Origin of the sequence: Chryseobacterium sp. D764 (genome assembly GCF_019317325.1) — a bacterium.
Taxonomy (GTDB): domain Bacteria; phylum Bacteroidota; class Bacteroidia; order Flavobacteriales; family Weeksellaceae; genus Chryseobacterium.
In genome coordinates this window covers 129226-143622 of sequence record NZ_CP079219.1, presented here as the reverse complement: position 1 = coordinate 143622, position 14397 = coordinate 129226, and the positions used below count along the sequence as shown (strand labels likewise).

The 14397-nt window shown below is 35.7% G+C and carries 17 protein-coding genes, 1 tRNA gene and 1 pseudogene; 5 read left to right on the top strand and 14 right to left on the bottom strand.

What is annotated here, in order from left to right:
* Positions 1 to 60: 60 nt before the first annotated feature.
* The 4 genes from KYG33_RS00635 to KYG33_RS00620 form a co-directional block, all read right to left on the bottom strand.
* Positions 61 to 723 (bottom strand): hypothetical protein, encoded by a 663-nt coding sequence (locus KYG33_RS00635; protein WP_077414812.1) that lies wholly within the window; start codon positions 721 to 723, stop codon positions 61 to 63.
* 38 nt (positions 724 to 761) lie between these two features.
* Positions 762 to 1529 (bottom strand): helix-turn-helix transcriptional regulator, encoded by a 768-nt coding sequence (locus KYG33_RS00630; protein ID WP_219072477.1) that lies wholly within the window; start codon positions 1527 to 1529, stop codon positions 762 to 764.
* A gap of 269 nt (positions 1530 to 1798) precedes the next feature.
* Positions 1799 to 1883: transfer RNA gene (locus tag KYG33_RS00625), tRNA-Ser, on the bottom strand.
* Positions 1884 to 2025: 142 nt separating this feature from the next.
* Complete coding sequence (locus KYG33_RS00620) at positions 2026 to 2238, bottom strand: glyceraldehyde-3-phosphate dehydrogenase (RefSeq protein ID WP_077414816.1); 213 nt, start codon at positions 2236 to 2238, stop codon at positions 2026 to 2028.
* Positions 2239 to 2453: 215 nt separating this feature from the next.
* Here KYG33_RS00620 and KYG33_RS00615 point away from each other — a divergent pair, with 215 nt between their 5' ends.
* Positions 2454 to 3305, top strand: coding sequence for a hypothetical protein (locus tag KYG33_RS00615; protein ID WP_139348481.1), 852 nt, complete (start codon positions 2454 to 2456; stop codon positions 3303 to 3305).
* Between the two features lie 277 nt (positions 3306 to 3582).
* Here KYG33_RS00615 and KYG33_RS00610 read toward each other — a convergent pair whose 3' ends face one another.
* The 3 genes from KYG33_RS00610 to holA form a co-directional block, all read right to left on the bottom strand.
* A complete protein-coding gene (locus KYG33_RS00610; RefSeq protein WP_219072476.1) occupies positions 3583 to 3960 on the bottom strand; it encodes a VOC family protein in 378 nt (125 codons plus the stop codon).
* Positions 3961 to 4315: 355 nt separating this feature from the next.
* Entirely contained in the window at positions 4316 to 5257 is a 942-nt protein-coding gene (trxB, locus tag KYG33_RS00605; RefSeq protein ID WP_077414822.1) for a thioredoxin-disulfide reductase, read from the bottom strand.
* A gap of 272 nt (positions 5258 to 5529) precedes the next feature.
* Positions 5530 to 6567, bottom strand: coding sequence for a DNA polymerase III subunit delta (gene holA, locus KYG33_RS00600; RefSeq protein ID WP_077414824.1), 1038 nt, complete (start codon positions 6565 to 6567; stop codon positions 5530 to 5532).
* 7 nt (positions 6568 to 6574) lie between these two features.
* Between holA and KYG33_RS00595 the strand changes: the two genes are divergently transcribed.
* The 4 genes and pseudogenes from KYG33_RS00595 to KYG33_RS00580 all read left to right on the top strand — a co-directional run bounded on the left by KYG33_RS00595 (position 6575) and on the right by KYG33_RS00580 (position 9594).
* Positions 6575 to 7006 (top strand): type I restriction enzyme HsdR N-terminal domain-containing protein, encoded by a 432-nt coding sequence (locus KYG33_RS00595; RefSeq protein ID WP_077414826.1) that lies wholly within the window; start codon positions 6575 to 6577, stop codon positions 7004 to 7006.
* A 137-nt stretch (positions 7007 to 7143) separates the two neighbouring features.
* Positions 7144 to 7764, top strand: a complete 621-nt coding sequence (locus KYG33_RS00590; protein ID WP_077414828.1) for an HAD family hydrolase — start codon at positions 7144 to 7146, stop codon at positions 7762 to 7764.
* 193 nt (positions 7765 to 7957) lie between these two features.
* A pseudogene (locus KYG33_RS00585) lies at positions 7958 to 8209 on the top strand (thrombospondin type 3 repeat-containing protein); the annotation flags it as partial.
* A 641-nt stretch (positions 8210 to 8850) separates the two neighbouring features.
* The gene (locus tag KYG33_RS00580; protein WP_077414830.1) at positions 8851 to 9594 is read left to right on the top strand and encodes a dienelactone hydrolase family protein; all 744 of its coding nucleotides are present in this window, start codon (positions 8851 to 8853) and stop codon (positions 9592 to 9594) included.
* A 62-nt stretch (positions 9595 to 9656) separates the two neighbouring features.
* Here the strand turns inward: KYG33_RS00580 and KYG33_RS00575 are convergent, their stop codons facing one another.
* The 7 genes from KYG33_RS00575 to KYG33_RS00545 all read right to left on the bottom strand — a co-directional run bounded on the left by KYG33_RS00575 (position 9657) and on the right by KYG33_RS00545 (position 14321).
* Positions 9657 to 10037: a PEGA domain-containing protein gene (locus KYG33_RS00575; protein ID WP_077414832.1), complete on the bottom strand. Its 381-nt coding sequence runs from the start codon at positions 10035 to 10037 to the stop codon at positions 9657 to 9659.
* A 188-nt stretch (positions 10038 to 10225) separates the two neighbouring features.
* On the bottom strand, positions 10226 to 10597 hold the full coding sequence (locus KYG33_RS00570; RefSeq protein WP_077414834.1) for a cupin domain-containing protein: 372 nt from the start codon (positions 10595 to 10597) through the stop codon (positions 10226 to 10228).
* Positions 10594 to 11121: a GNAT family N-acetyltransferase gene (locus KYG33_RS00565; protein ID WP_180565586.1), complete on the bottom strand. Its 528-nt coding sequence runs from the start codon at positions 11119 to 11121 to the stop codon at positions 10594 to 10596. The genes KYG33_RS00570 and KYG33_RS00565 overlap by 4 nt, the downstream gene beginning before the upstream one ends.
* A 3-nt stretch (positions 11122 to 11124) precedes the next feature.
* Entirely contained in the window at positions 11125 to 11727 is a 603-nt protein-coding gene (locus tag KYG33_RS00560; protein ID WP_077414838.1) for a DUF2911 domain-containing protein, read from the bottom strand.
* Between the two features lie 116 nt (positions 11728 to 11843).
* Positions 11844 to 12449, bottom strand: coding sequence for a CDP-alcohol phosphatidyltransferase family protein (locus KYG33_RS00555; protein ID WP_198424148.1), 606 nt, complete (start codon positions 12447 to 12449; stop codon positions 11844 to 11846).
* Between the two features lie 61 nt (positions 12450 to 12510).
* Positions 12511 to 13557 carry a bifunctional transcriptional activator/DNA repair enzyme AdaA gene (locus KYG33_RS22555; protein WP_219072475.1) on the bottom strand — a complete coding sequence of 349 codons (1047 nt, stop codon included), beginning with the start codon at positions 13555 to 13557 and terminating at the stop codon, positions 12511 to 12513.
* Positions 13554 to 14321: an isocitrate lyase/phosphoenolpyruvate mutase family protein gene (locus tag KYG33_RS00545; RefSeq protein ID WP_219072474.1), complete on the bottom strand. Its 768-nt coding sequence runs from the start codon at positions 14319 to 14321 to the stop codon at positions 13554 to 13556. The genes KYG33_RS22555 and KYG33_RS00545 overlap by 4 nt, the downstream gene beginning before the upstream one ends.
* Positions 14322 to 14397 lie beyond the last annotated feature (76 nt).

Genomic DNA, 14397 nt, shown 5'->3' with positions numbered 1-14397 from the left:
GTGATGCTTTTATTATTTAATTTTTTCTAACGGGAAACATTCTCATAAATTACTGGATGATTAAATTTCACCAATGGCAGGGCGGCTGTTCTTATCATTTTTTGAATTGGCATACCGGTAAACAAAATACCATGTAATAAGGATCTGAAATAGGATAACTGAAGGTAAAATGAAAGGATATCTGACAAAAGGAGCTAATGTATCCCCGTGTGCCAGCATCATTGGTAGATCAAGGACATTGAATATAATAATTACCCAAAGCAATGCTTTATTTCCTTTAAAATACCACCAGCAGAATATCCCATAGGCAAGTTCAATAATGAAATTCAGAATAGGATAATCTAGAATTCCGAGTCCTAAAACCGGTTTGGCAGAAAAGGGCGAAAGCTGAATATCCTTCTCATGAAAAATCACATCAATGACAACATGAGACAGAACTCCAATAGCAAATGCCAGCGCTAGTTTTCTGTTTTTATACCCCCAGTTGATCACACAAAATGAAAGTACCGCAGCAGCAATTCCTGAAAAAATAGAATGTGAATACGGCAGAAAGTCAAGATGTACCCTACCCCCGGAAATTGAAAAGTGTTCCCAACCCAGATAGTTGAAAAATACCCAGCATACTTCTACAAGCTGTACGGAAACCAACAGCGGGAACAGTGGCAGTTTGGGGTTGTTTTTTTTAATCAACAAAGCTGTTGCAGCATGGTTAATGGCAAACATAATATTAGATTTAGATTATATAGGCAAAGATGCTGCAGCTATTTTATATACGCTTGTATGATTTGGCTATTCTGCAACAACAATGTAGGTGACTGCCCAAACATCCTCCTGAAGGTACGGTTGAAATGTGGAGCATCTGAAAAACCAGCTTCCAGAGCCGAATCTGTGAGATTATGGCCATCAAAAATATATTGTAATGCCCTTAAAAGTCTCGCCCACAGAATATACTTCCTCATAGGAATACCCACCTGTTCTGTAAATAAATGAATCAGTCTGCCTGGAGAAAGATAGACTGCAGATGATAAATTCTCAATCTTCAGAGGCTCAATTCCGGGCTGCTTCAGAATCTCCAGAACCTTGACGATCCTTTCATCCATTTCTTTGGTTTCATCAGTATTTGATAGCTTCTGAAGAAATTGAAGTATTGTATTGAAAAGTGGATCAACCGACATATTACTTTCCAGCAGCGGTTTGATATCCTCCAATAATTCTTCCACGGTTGATTCAGGTAATCGTGTGATTTTTTGTCCTGACAAATAAGTTTTTTTAAGACCCGTCCCAATTTTACATTCAGGATCAATATTAATCAATAAGAATGTATTATCATAGGTTCTGCATTCATGCGATTCATCAGAATTAATGACAACAGCCTTATATTTCATAACAGAGCCGGATGATATCACCTCTATTTCATTATCAAGACTTATAGCAATCTGTATTGCATGATGCTCGTGAACAACAGTGTCAATAGCACAGCCAATATAGATAAAGTATCCGGTTGAGAAAAATAATAGGGGTTGTGTCATATAAGCTTAGCCTTATAAGTTTTATACTCAAATATATTTAAATAAAGATGATAAATAAGACCTGCCCTACAAAAATATTATATTTCTATGGAGAAGAAATCACTTTCTGGTACTTCATAATGTGCAGTTCTCCTATTTTGGCTGTTACAAATGATTCTTTGTTGAAATTAGCACAGTGTAATATTAAAATTCATCTTGGAACAAAAAAATAAAAAAGAGATATATGAAAATAAAAAAGCCTTGAATCAAATGATTCAAGGCTTTTTTTGCGGAGAGTGAGGGATTCGAACCCCCGGACCTGTTACAGTCAACAGTTTTCAAGACTGCCGCAATCGACCACTCTGCCAACTCTCCCTAAACTCCGGCTATACCGTTGTTTTCAGTGGTGCAAATATAGAACGATTTTTAATTCCCGCAAAACTTTTGCCACACAAATTTTAACAAAACGTAATAATAGACTAGAAATCAAGGGAATTATTTTTCACGAACATATCATCTATTCCTTGTCTACGATTGCAATGAAGCTGTTTTTTAAAAGATCAGATGGGTATACAAACTGATCTCCATCATCTCCCTTTATCACAATAGCCCCCTGCTCATCGTTCAGGCACTTGTCCAGCTGGCTTTTCAGATCATTAAGTTTTCCATGGGGAGCTTCAATAATGTAGGTTCCGGTAACGTGTGTTATTTTGATGACTTTTGTTTCCATATTCTTTTTGATTAGTTGCTAAATGTAGGAATTTTACTTCAAGTATGAAGCCATTTATTACCATGAACAGAAAGACTTTTAGAAATGATCCAAAAATATTATAAAAGATCATGAATCATAAAACTATCCGACATCCTGTACTCAATTTTACATTTTATAATTTATATTTGTAAGGATTCATCAGAATATTAAAAACTAATAACAATATCTTTCAAATGTTTACTCAATCTTTTATTAAAAACACGATTGTTACTGCCTCACTAGCTATTTCCTCTATGGCTTTTGCTCAGAAAATGCCTATATCTGTCCTTCCCTCCGGCCATCTGATTGTAGGAGCTGAAATAGATGGTAAAAAGGGAAATTTCATCTTTGATACCGGCGGAGGAATCAATCTTTTTCTGGGAAATTTTTCCAAACAACTTGGTCCAAAAGAGACTTATAATTATCTGACGGCTTTCCGGGCTACTGGTGAAAAGATGACTATTCCTCTTTTCAAATCGAAAGAGATTATTTTTAATGGTAAGAAATTTAAGGATACCTGGTACTCCACTCATGATATGGAGATCAAAGGAATTGATGGTTTGATTTCCCTTCCAATGCTCTATGACACAGAGTTTATCATCGATTATACTACGAATGAGCTTATATTTCCAAAAGAAAAGCTGGCCAGTAAGAAAGTAATGGATATACAGCTGTCTACCAATGCTGACCAGTCTATGGATATTACCACTTACGTGCTCCTGAACAATAAATATAAGATTAATGTTCTTCTGGATTCCGGTTCTGGCAAAGATTCTTTCTGGCTGAGTGAACACCTGGTGAATATACTGGACATCAAAAAAGAAACACTTCAGATGATGGAAAAGAAAAGTGAGTTTAATCCCGATCTGACGACCAAGTTTTATATCGGTGATATTGGCTCTATTTCTACTCCTTTTGCTACTGTTGAAAAACCTAAAGTCTCTTTTGTGGAAGGTCTTATTTATGAAGGTAAAACAAGTATCAACTGGCTGGGTAAAAAACTGGGATTCAACCTTAAGGAGAAAAAGATTTATATTTTGGATTAAGAATTAAGGCAATATTGTAAAACTGTCGTTCTGACGAAAGAGAATCTTAAAGTTTGAGATTTTTCCTTCGTCAGAATGACAATTTGGAGAGGCTTGAGTGTGAGGGAAACCACCCAGTCAAAAATTCTTTGAATTCTCGCCACCCCTCCAAGGGAGGGAAATGATTGTGTCTTAAGTTGTATTGTTTGTCATTTCACAGTAATCCCAGCTTTTTTAAAATACTTTAGATTCCACGCTTCACTTTGTTCCACTCTGAATGACAAACATCCTCCACCTTTTACTCTCCAGCAGGTTCGAATAATTCTATTTTATTTCCTTCCGGATCAAGAATGTGTACAAACTTTCCATATTCATATGTAGCGACCTCATCCAGGACAGTTACACCTTCTTTCTTTAGTTCCTTTACCAATGCTTCGATATTCTCTACATGGTAATTGATCATGAATTCTTTTGATGAAGGTTCAAAATATTGGGTAGACTCTTTAAAAGGGCTCCATAGTGTATATCCTTTCTTATCAGATTCTTCGTCTTTCCAGTCGAATTTGGCACCATATGGACTGGTTGGTAATCCGAGATGGGTTTTGTACCATTCATTTACTTGTTCCGGGTCTTTACACTTAAAGAAGATGCCTCCGATAGCAGTTACTCTTTTCATTTTTTATCCGTTTTTGTTCAGTTTATAGTTTCTTACATGCAATTTGTAATCGTTTTGCAATTTCACAAATATATTAATGTTTTCATTAGATATTTCATGAATTTTCATTGAATATTTGATGAGAGCCATGTTCGAAATTGAAGCACTTAAACCACTAAGAAAAATTAAATGTTTAAGAATATTAGGGTGAAACAGTGTGCTCTTAAAGCGTCTTTGATGTTTCCTTAACTTTCCTTCACAGCTTCAATTTCCTTAATGGTTCAAAAAATTTGAAAACATCATATTATTTCAGGAAAAATTATAACAAAAAAGCGCACCCATCGGGCACGCTTTGTATTGTATAAACTGAATACTATTAGTGTAATTCAGCTAAATATTTTTCAGCATCCATGGCAGACATACATCCGCTTCCTGCAGCTGTAATAGCCTGTCTGTAGATATGATCCTGAACATCTCCAGCCGCAAATACTCCCGGAAGATTTGTTCTTGTAGAACCTTTTTCTGTTAAGATATATCCATTCTCATCAAGATCTATCTGACCTGCGAAAATATCAGTATTTGGCTTGTGACCGATCGCGATAAAGATTCCTTCAACCTCTACTGTAGATTTCTCCTGAGTCTGGTTATTGATGATCACTGCTCTTTCTACCAAACTGTTTTCTCCTTCAATCCCGATTAATTCATGGTGAAATTTCACTTCGATATTCGGAGTACTTTCCACTCTGTGAACCATTGCTTTTGAAGCTCTGAAAACGTCTTTTCTCACCAATAATGTTACTTTCTTACATAATTTGGCAAGGTAAGTAGCCTCTTCAGCTGCTGTATCTCCTGCTCCTACTACTACTACATCTTTTCCTCTGTAGAAGAATCCGTCACACGTAGCACAAGCAGAAACTCCACCTCCTGCATATTTTTTCTCATCATCAAGACCTAAATATTTTGCTGTAGCGCCAGTAGAGATAATTACTGTTTTGGCAAGGATCTCTTTGTTTCCTGCATATAATTTGTGAACACCGCCAACTTCCTTAGAGAATTCAGCTTTAGTGATCATTTCATAATGAACTTTGGTATCAAATCTTTCTGCCTGTTTTTGCAGATCCATCATCATTTCAGGACCTGTAATCCCAGCTGGATACCCTGGAAAGTTATCCACTTCTGTGGTTGTAGTTAATTGTCCGCCTGGCTCCAAACCTGTATACAATTCAGGTTTAAGGTCTGCTCTTGCTGCATAGATAGCAGCGGTGAAGCCAGAAGGCCCAGATCCAACGATCACACAATCTAAAATGTTTTGCTCCATAATTTACTTTGTTCGAAAAGATTTAATTTGAATTAAGACTGCTAATTTCGGAATTTTTAATTTCTCCTTAAAGTTATTTTAATGATACTTGTCAATATCTGATATGTTGAATTTCGATAGTAATTGTTATAGAGTAGATTAGAGTTCTGGGGTTGGGTTACAGGATTTGGTCTTTAATATAAAAATTAAAACTTTTGTTTTCATATCCGCATCAAGTATCACAAACTCATCTCGCTATCTCGAATCACGAATCACGAAACTCGTATCCCGTCTCACACCTTCATCTTAATTTTATCTACATTGATAATCTTATATACCAGCTCTCTGATGAGTTCCGCCTCTCCCATATTCACTGCTCCAAGTCCTTTTCCTTTCATATCAAACTCCCGGAGAATAGAAATGACTCTTGTGGCGTGTTTCAAAGGATAAAGTCTCGCACTTTCTGCATAATCTTTAATAAAGTAAGGATTTACGCCCATTTGGGAAGCAATGGTCTGTGGAGACTGCCCAGCCATCGTTTGATAGATAATAACGTTTGAAAAGTAATTGTAAAGGCTTGCCAGCATCATTACAAAAGGATTGTTTTTCGGGTTCTTTCCCATAAAATGGGCAATTTTAAAAGCAGCATTCGCATTTTTGGTTCCCAACGCTTTTTGAAGTTCAAAAATGTTATATTCTTTACTGATTCCGATATGGTTTTCAACAATCGTTCCGTCAAGGATTTCTCCTTCTTTAAGAATGATCTTTAATTTGTTGAGCTCATTGACAATTCTTGACAGGTCATTACCCAGATATTCTGCCAGAAGATGGGAAATATTAGGTGCTGTATTGATTTTAAATTTCGCACATTCATCTGAAATCCACTTAGGAAGATTGCTTTCTTTTACAGATTCACTCAGAAAAAGAGCTTTGGCTTTATCCAGAGCTTTAGCAGCCTTTTTCCGGCTGTCCAGTTTCTTGTGTTTATGCGCAAAAACCAATACAGTAGAAGGAACAGGGTTTTCTACATAAGATTCTAAAATTCTGTTTTCCTCTTCATTGAATCGCAAATCCTGAGCTTCTTTCACGATAATCACCTGCTTGTCTCCCATCATTGGAAACTGTCTTGCCAGAGAAAGGACTTCCTGATAAGAAGTATCTTTTCCGTAGGTAACTGTTTGGTTGAAAGCTTTCTCATCTTCTTCCAAAAAGTTATGCTCAAGGGCTTTCACAGCGACATCAATAAAGTAAGCTTCTTCTCCGTGGAAAAAATAAATAGGTAAAACTTCTTTATTTTTAATATTTTTGAGGATTAAATCTAATTCTTTCATCTTATTAATGGAACTTCCAAAACTGAATTTTCAGGAAACTTTTGATTTTAAATTCAAGAAAGACAAAGATAAGTTTTTTATTTATGATTTAGTTCGTAAAACTTATCTTCTGCTCACTCCTGAGGAATGGGTAAGACAGCACTGGATACATTATTATCTTACTGTAAAGTCCTATTCTACCTCAGCCCTGATCACCGAAAAAAAGATAGTCCTGAATGGATTGACCAAACGTATTGACCTTCTGGTGACCGAGAAAACAGAACCTATAATTCTGATCGAATGTAAAGCGCCGCAAATCAAATTAACGGAAAAGACATTTGAGCAGACCGCCAGATACAATTCCATTATCGGAGCCAGAGAAATTATTCTTACCAATGGTCTTCAGCATATCAATGCTTATTATAAGGATGGACAGTATCAGTTTTACAGAACGGAATAGTACAAAATCATTTCCGTTTACCAATATTGATTGGAACAGTAAAGAATTCCCATCCTTTGGAGGGGTGGTGAAAATTCAAAGAATTTTTGACGGGTGGTTCACAAAAACACTACTACTTCACAACAATATTAAACATTATGAAAATAAAAAACATCATATTCGATTTCGGAGGTGTACTTATGGACTGGAATCCGAGATATTTTTTCAAAGATTATTTTAACGATAATGAAAAAATGGAATTCTTCCTGGAACATATCGCACAGGATGAATGGAATGTAGAACAGGACAGAGGAAGAAGTCTTGCTGAAGGAACAGAAATTCAGGTGAAAAAATTCCCGGAATGGGAAAAAGAAATCCGCGCTTTTTATGACAACTGGCCGGTAATGTTGAAAAGCGATATTCCACAAAATGTAGAAGTTCTCAGAAAACTTAAAAATACAGACTATAACCTGTTCGGGCTCACCAACTGGTCTGAAGAAACCTTTCCTTACGCATTGGAAAACTATGACTTCTTTCAGATTTTTGAGGGCAAAATTGTTGTTTCTGGAACAGAAAAACTAATCAAACCTGATCCTAAAATATGGCATGTTCTGTTAGACAGATACAATATCAAGGCTGAAGAATCAGTTTTCATTGATGATAATGCAAAGAATATTGAAATGGCACAGTCACTGGGATTCATTACTGTTCAGGTTACATCTGACACCAATCTGGAGCAGGAATTAATCAAGCTAGGCATTTTCAGTTCAGATCAATAAAAATTTTATAATATTTACCGTCCTCACTATTAAATTGTATTTAACTAATTTAGGTGAGGATTTTTTTATAACTATGAGAAAGATTTTATTGCTGTTGATCTTCGTGGGAATTTACTCTCACGCACAAAGTATTGAAAACAAAGAAACATTAAGAAAATGCCGTAAAGAATTCAATAAAAAACATTGCCTTTCTGACGAAGATAAAGACAATATTCCATTGTATCTTGATAAATGCCCGATAGAAGCAGGCCCAATAGAAAATAACGGTTGTCCATGGCAGGATACTGATAAGGATGGCATAATAGATAAGGATGATAACTGCCCTACTGTTAAAGGCCCCATAGAAAACAACGGTTGCCCATGGGAGGATACAGATGGTGATGGTATTTTGGATAAAGATGATGCATGTCCTACAGTTCCGGGGCCGGCTCATGCTAATGGATGTCATGTAATAGTTTGTTCTTTTGGGAACGATGACGTCAATATCCGAATGGAGAAGATCAAGATGAATGTTAAAAATATTGAAGGTATTTACAACATGATCAACAAGAGAGTTTTAGATGATCTTGTACAAACAATATCTAAAAAAGATCTTGCTGGCCGAAAAGCTTTTTTCCATATTCAATACATAGACAAAAAGTCTTACATTGATATTGATACGCCTGATGAGGGTATTTCTCCCGGATATAATTTTCTGATCATCAGATTTTGGAATAAAAACGTCCTTGAATATGCCCGTACAAAATATGGTATGGATATCTATTTGTCAACATCTATTATCCCTGAAAGTATTAATGCATATCGCAAAATAATCGGTAATAAAAATTTCGATTATCTTATAAAATACTATGATTCGGAATCCTACAAAATAAAGATAAAAGGCAAACAGGCAAGCACCACTGAATTCCCAATTAACATCTTATTAGATTTTATTACTCCTTATAAAATTAAAGCAAGCTATAATCAAAACAGTGTAATATATGAATATAAAAATAAGAAGTGGGAACTTCAGAGAAACAATACTCCGCAATAAGTTATTTTCATTAATTTAGTTGAGGATTTCAAAAAATTACAAAATAAAATAATATGATACGTTCCATCTTATTAACTACAATGATTATGGCTTCAGGAACCCTTTTCAGTCAGAAACTTAAAACAGTTTCCTATCAGGACGGAGCACAGAAACTGAATGGCTTAATTACCTCCAATGCAGGAAAGAAACTTCCGGGAGTTCTTATTCTCCCAGCCTGGAAAGGGATTGATGAAGAAGCTAAAACAGCCGCTCTTGAACTAGAAAAGCAAGGTTACATCGCTTTTATCGCTGATATTTATGGTGAAGGAAAAATTCCTGCAGATAATGAATCTGCTGCTAAAAGTTCAGGATACTACAAACAGAATTATAACGAATACCAGAAAAGAATTTCACTGGCTTTGGAACAGCTGAAGAAAAACGGAGCAATTTCTGACAAAACAGCTGTTATTGGCTATTGCTTTGGTGGTACCGGAGCATTAGAATCAGCCAGAGGACATCTGCCTATTGCAGGAGTAGTTTCTATCCATGGAAGTCTGGGGAGAGATCAGAACAGAAAAAATGAAGTATTAACTGCTAAAATACTGGTTGAAAATCCAGCTGATGACAGAGGTGTAACTCCAGATGATTACAATAACCTCATCAAAGAGATGAATGAAGGAAATGCCGACTGGCAAATTATCACTTACGCCCACTCAAAACACACTTTCACAGATCCAAAATCACCGGATTATAATGAAACTATGGCGAAAAGAGCATGGAACCACACCCTGATGTTCCTGAAAGAGATTTTGAAGTAAACATAAAAAAGGCAAATCTGCTAACTGCAAATTTGCCTTTTTCCTTTTATATTTTTATCCAATTATGGTTTAGCTTCCAGCTCAACATCATATTTTTTTGGAGAATATTTGGTCAGGGAACCCGTGGCTGCATCAATACCAACTCCTATTGCACCACCCAGAATAATATTAAGTAAAGTTACTGCATTAAAGTTCTTAGTCAGCTTAACTTCTTTCTTCTCAAATCCTTCTTTTTCAAATGCTACCATCTGCTTACCCAAAGCTCTTGGAATTTTAGCAGTACAAGGTGTTGTACATTTTTCTATTCCTTTGTGAAACACTTTTGCCCCTTCAGGATTTGAAGAAAAAGCTATTGAATCCTGAGTTCCTGTAAAAATAGTTGCGCATGAAGTAGTAGAAAATGCGATTCCTAGCATAAGTACAATTGATAATTTGTTTTTCATAGATTTTAATTAGTTCATTTTTTTAAGTCCGCGAACTTACAAAATAATTTAAAAAATCCAATATCAATTTCGAAAAAACATTTAATAAAACATAGAATTCATAGGCGTTTCAAGAAAATAACTCTAATTTAATATTCAAATAAAAAAAGCAAATCCTCAGATTTGCCTTTTTTATTTGAAAAATTTTCTTAATCTACTCCTTCCTCTTCTCTGTTGACCAACTCCATAGAAAATGCAGGCAGACAGATGGCAAGGTATTCGCAAGGTTCTGAAAACGGGTTACTGTAACGGATTCTCGCTCCTTTTTCAATAAGAATACTCTGTCCTTTTTCCAGAGTAACAGTTTCTCCATCAATTTCAAATTGTTTTTTTCCTGAAATAATATAAGTAAATTCATCAAATTCAGGGGTCTGATGGGGTTCACTCCAGTCCGGAGGTGCTATCATATGTGCAATAGAAACATTAGAATTTCCGGTAGAATTTCCCCAATGTTCTTCTATCAGTTTCCCGTCCGTAGTTGGGACTACAAATGGTGAGTGTTGAATTTTATATTTTTTCATACCCAAGCTTCTTTTGTGATTTCATATACAAAATTGGTTCTTGTAGGTTCTGCAAAATACGCAACTTCTTCCTCAGCAATTTTTTGTCCTCCAAGTCTTTCCAAAGCTGTCTGTGAACGGAAATTTTCTTTTCCGATATGAAAATGAACCTTATCTACAAACTGGAAGATATAATCAAGCATCAGTTTTTTGACCTTAGGATTGATTCCTTTTCCCCATGATTTTGTTCCATAGAAAGTATACCCGATGAAAATATGATTATCTTCTTCATCAAAATCATAATAACGGCTGCTTCCCAATACATCTCCGGTTGCTTTCTCAATAATTTTGAAAGCACCTTTACTCTCCATAGCTCCTGTAAAAAAATTTTCAAAAACCTCTTTCTTATAACGGTCTTTGTTGGGGTGTTGTTCCCAGACTTTAGGATCGGAAGCTACTTCATATAAAGATTCAAAATCCCCTTGCTGTAAGGGGATCAGTTGAAATTCTTCATTCTCTAAAACAGGCTGAACAGAAAAATTCATTATTTAGCTCTTTTTAGTAGAATCTGATTCTATTTTTTTGATTTCTTTCAATTTGTCAGAAATCTTGATCACAGTATCTAATTTTGATGGCTTCAAAGGAACTTCTGCCTGAGCCATATCCCATTTGATTACTAAGTTTCCTGTGTTTTCATCTGTAGGATTCAGGGTGATTTCAAACCACTCCTGTTTGTCTGTCAGTTTATTCACTGGCACGGTAACATCTACTACATCCTGTTTAGGATCGTAAGTATAAGCTCCCCACTGCTGAAAATCTTTATTCAGGATCACTTTCCATTCTTTTTCTGTAGGAACAATGAATAATCCATAGGTTCCTGCAGGCACTGTTTTCCCACCGAAATTAACGGCTTGTCCGAAAGTAATTTTCGTAGACGAGTTCGCTCCTGCTCTCCAAACCTGGCCATAAGGAACCAATTCTCCAAAAATCTTACGTCCTTTCACTCCCGGTCTTCCGTAGTCGATGGAGATTTTGGACATTGAAAACTGCTGCTCCACCTTCTGACGCGGGCTTGCTGCCGGTACAGAATAATCCTGAGCAAAACTGAATGCTGAAACTGAAATGCAAACTGCTGCTAGTAACTTTTTCACGTGTAAATTTTTGCTTAAAATTACAAAAATCAAAACAAAATAGCCTTTCCCAACTCCACTAATTTTTGTTTTCCCGATATTTTTCTATTAACATATTACTCCAGCCAAATTCTCCCTTAGCCATTGAAAATTTTACTTCTTTTAATTGCTTTTCCTTTTCTGAGCATGATCGCATGATAAACGGAAGGTACATCATTGGTCCATGTTTTCAGTAGTAAAAGAATAGCAATAATTTCTGCTCTCGTAAGGAGTCCAATCCAGAAGCAAAGATTAAATAAAATAACTGACTGACATTGTAAAATAACCTGGATCAGTGTTCCAAAAAGCAGTAAAGTCCAGATCTTGGCACCAATAGAGTGTGTAGCCACTTCTTTTCGGAATCTCAAAAAGCTCACCAGATAGATCAGAGCTTCAGCTCCTGCAAGAATTATTATTTTATAGGCATTTGTTTTGAAAAACTCAGGGCACTGTATATAAGCAGAAACTCCTACTGAGATGAAAAAAATCTGATCAACAGCAGAATCCAGACGTCTGAGCTTTTGAGTTGAAACATTCAGATACCGGGCGATAATTCCATCAAAGATATCGGTTAATAACCCTAAAGATAAAAGAATAACAATAATGATCTTATAATTTTCTATTTTAATAAGGCTTAAAGAAATAATGATAAACCCAATAATAAGCCTGGAGAAAATTAAAATAGTCGGAATTTTTGATGTCATAAAAATGATAAAATAGTATTCTAATGAATAAATTCTATGCCACAAATTCTTTTGAAGACTTTTAAAATAAAATAGCCTTCTCAAGCTCCAATAATTTTTGTTTCCTCCAGATTCCTCCGCCATATCCCGTTAACTGTCCGTTGCTTCCGATCACACGGTGACAGGGTATTATAATAGATATTTTGTTTAAGCCGTTCGCATTGGCTACTGCTCTCACTGATTTAGGATTTCCCAGTATATCAGCCTGTTCCTGATAGCTTCTTGTTGCTCCGTAAGGAATTTCCTGAAGAATATTCCAGACTTCTTTTTGAAAAGCTGTTCCTACCGGAGAAAGAGAAACCGTAAATTGTATTCTTGTTCCTTCAAAATATTCTGAAAGTTCTTGTTCCAAGGTCTCAAAGTGAGGATTCTCTCCTTGTATAATATTCGCTTTACAATATGCTGAAATACTTTTCAGTTCTGTAGGGAGTGCTTTCCTATCAGAAAATTCCAGCAGACAGATTCCATTTTCATCAGCACAGGCGATCATAGTTCCCAGTATGGTTTCAATTCTCTTCAAATCAATGAGCTTTTCCGTAGTATTATTTTTAGGAGATACTCCAAAAATATTTTTAAAACTCTCATTAAAACCGCTGAGACTTTCATATCCTGTATCAAATGCCACCTCTGTAACCGATTCACCCTGCTGGAGCTTTTTAAATGCTGTATTGAGCTTTGACATTCTTTGAAAAGCGTGAAACGTTATGCCATGGTGTTTCAGAAACCATCTGCGAACTGTAGCCGGCTCCAATCCTCTTTTTACAAGGTCATAATCTTTAAGTTTTAATGTGGGATCTTCAGCAATTTCTTTCAGCAACTCTTTAATATAGAATGGGGTTGCATTTAGATTCTCCAAAGGTCTGCATACTTTACAGGGACGATATCCTTTCAACATTGCATCTTTGGTATTGGAAAAAAATTCCACATTCTCAAATTTGGGTTTTCGTGCTGTACAGGTTGGTCTGCAGAATATTCCTGTGGTCTTTACTCCCATCCAGAATATCCCCTCAAATGAAGAATCTTTGGTATAAGAAGCCTCATACATTATTTTTCCTGTGAGTTCCATCATTCAATGAGTAATTTTGAAAAACTTCTTTCTTGTCTTATCACCTGACTTACCTTTTCAAGTTCTTTGTAAATATGTCTGTACATAAAAGCACCTGAAGTAATTCTTTTTACACCTAATTCTTTAAGCGTATCAAAATCAGGTAAATCTGATACTCCCATAACATTCACAGGAAAAGACGTGGCTTCAGTAATGGTTTTGATATCATTTTCAGAAGTCACGCAGGGAATGAAAACTCCGTCAGCTTTAAGTTCTTCAAATAGTTTAATTCTCTCTAAGGTCTCTTCCAGCTTATTTTCAATATTCAATAAAAAAGCATCTGTTCTGATATTGATGAACACTTTCTCTCTGCTTTTTCCCAGTTTTATGAAAATATCTTTCAGCTTTTCATAGAAAAATTTTCTGTCTGTAAGCTTTCTTATTCCGCCAGCTACATAAGTATCTTCGATATTGATTCCCGACACTCCTGCTTCAATAAGCTGCAAAATATTAGACACAACCGTATCATTTTCACTGCCATATCCAGATTCCAGATCTACGGATAAAGGAATTGATACAGATTCTTCAATCCTTGTAATTATATAAAAATATTCTTCGAAGGTCATCTGCTCTCCGTCTTCATACCCTAAACTAAGTGCCACTGCCGAACTCGATGTTGCCAATGCTTTGTACCCAAGTTTTTCGTATACCTTTGCACTTTCTACATTCCATACATTACCCAATAGCAATGGTTCTTCACTTTGATGTAATTGTTTAAAACTGATCATTCTTTTTTTATTCAAAAATAGAAAGATTATCGAGCGCTATACAACCGAAAAATGAACATCTATTTTTTAATAGTCT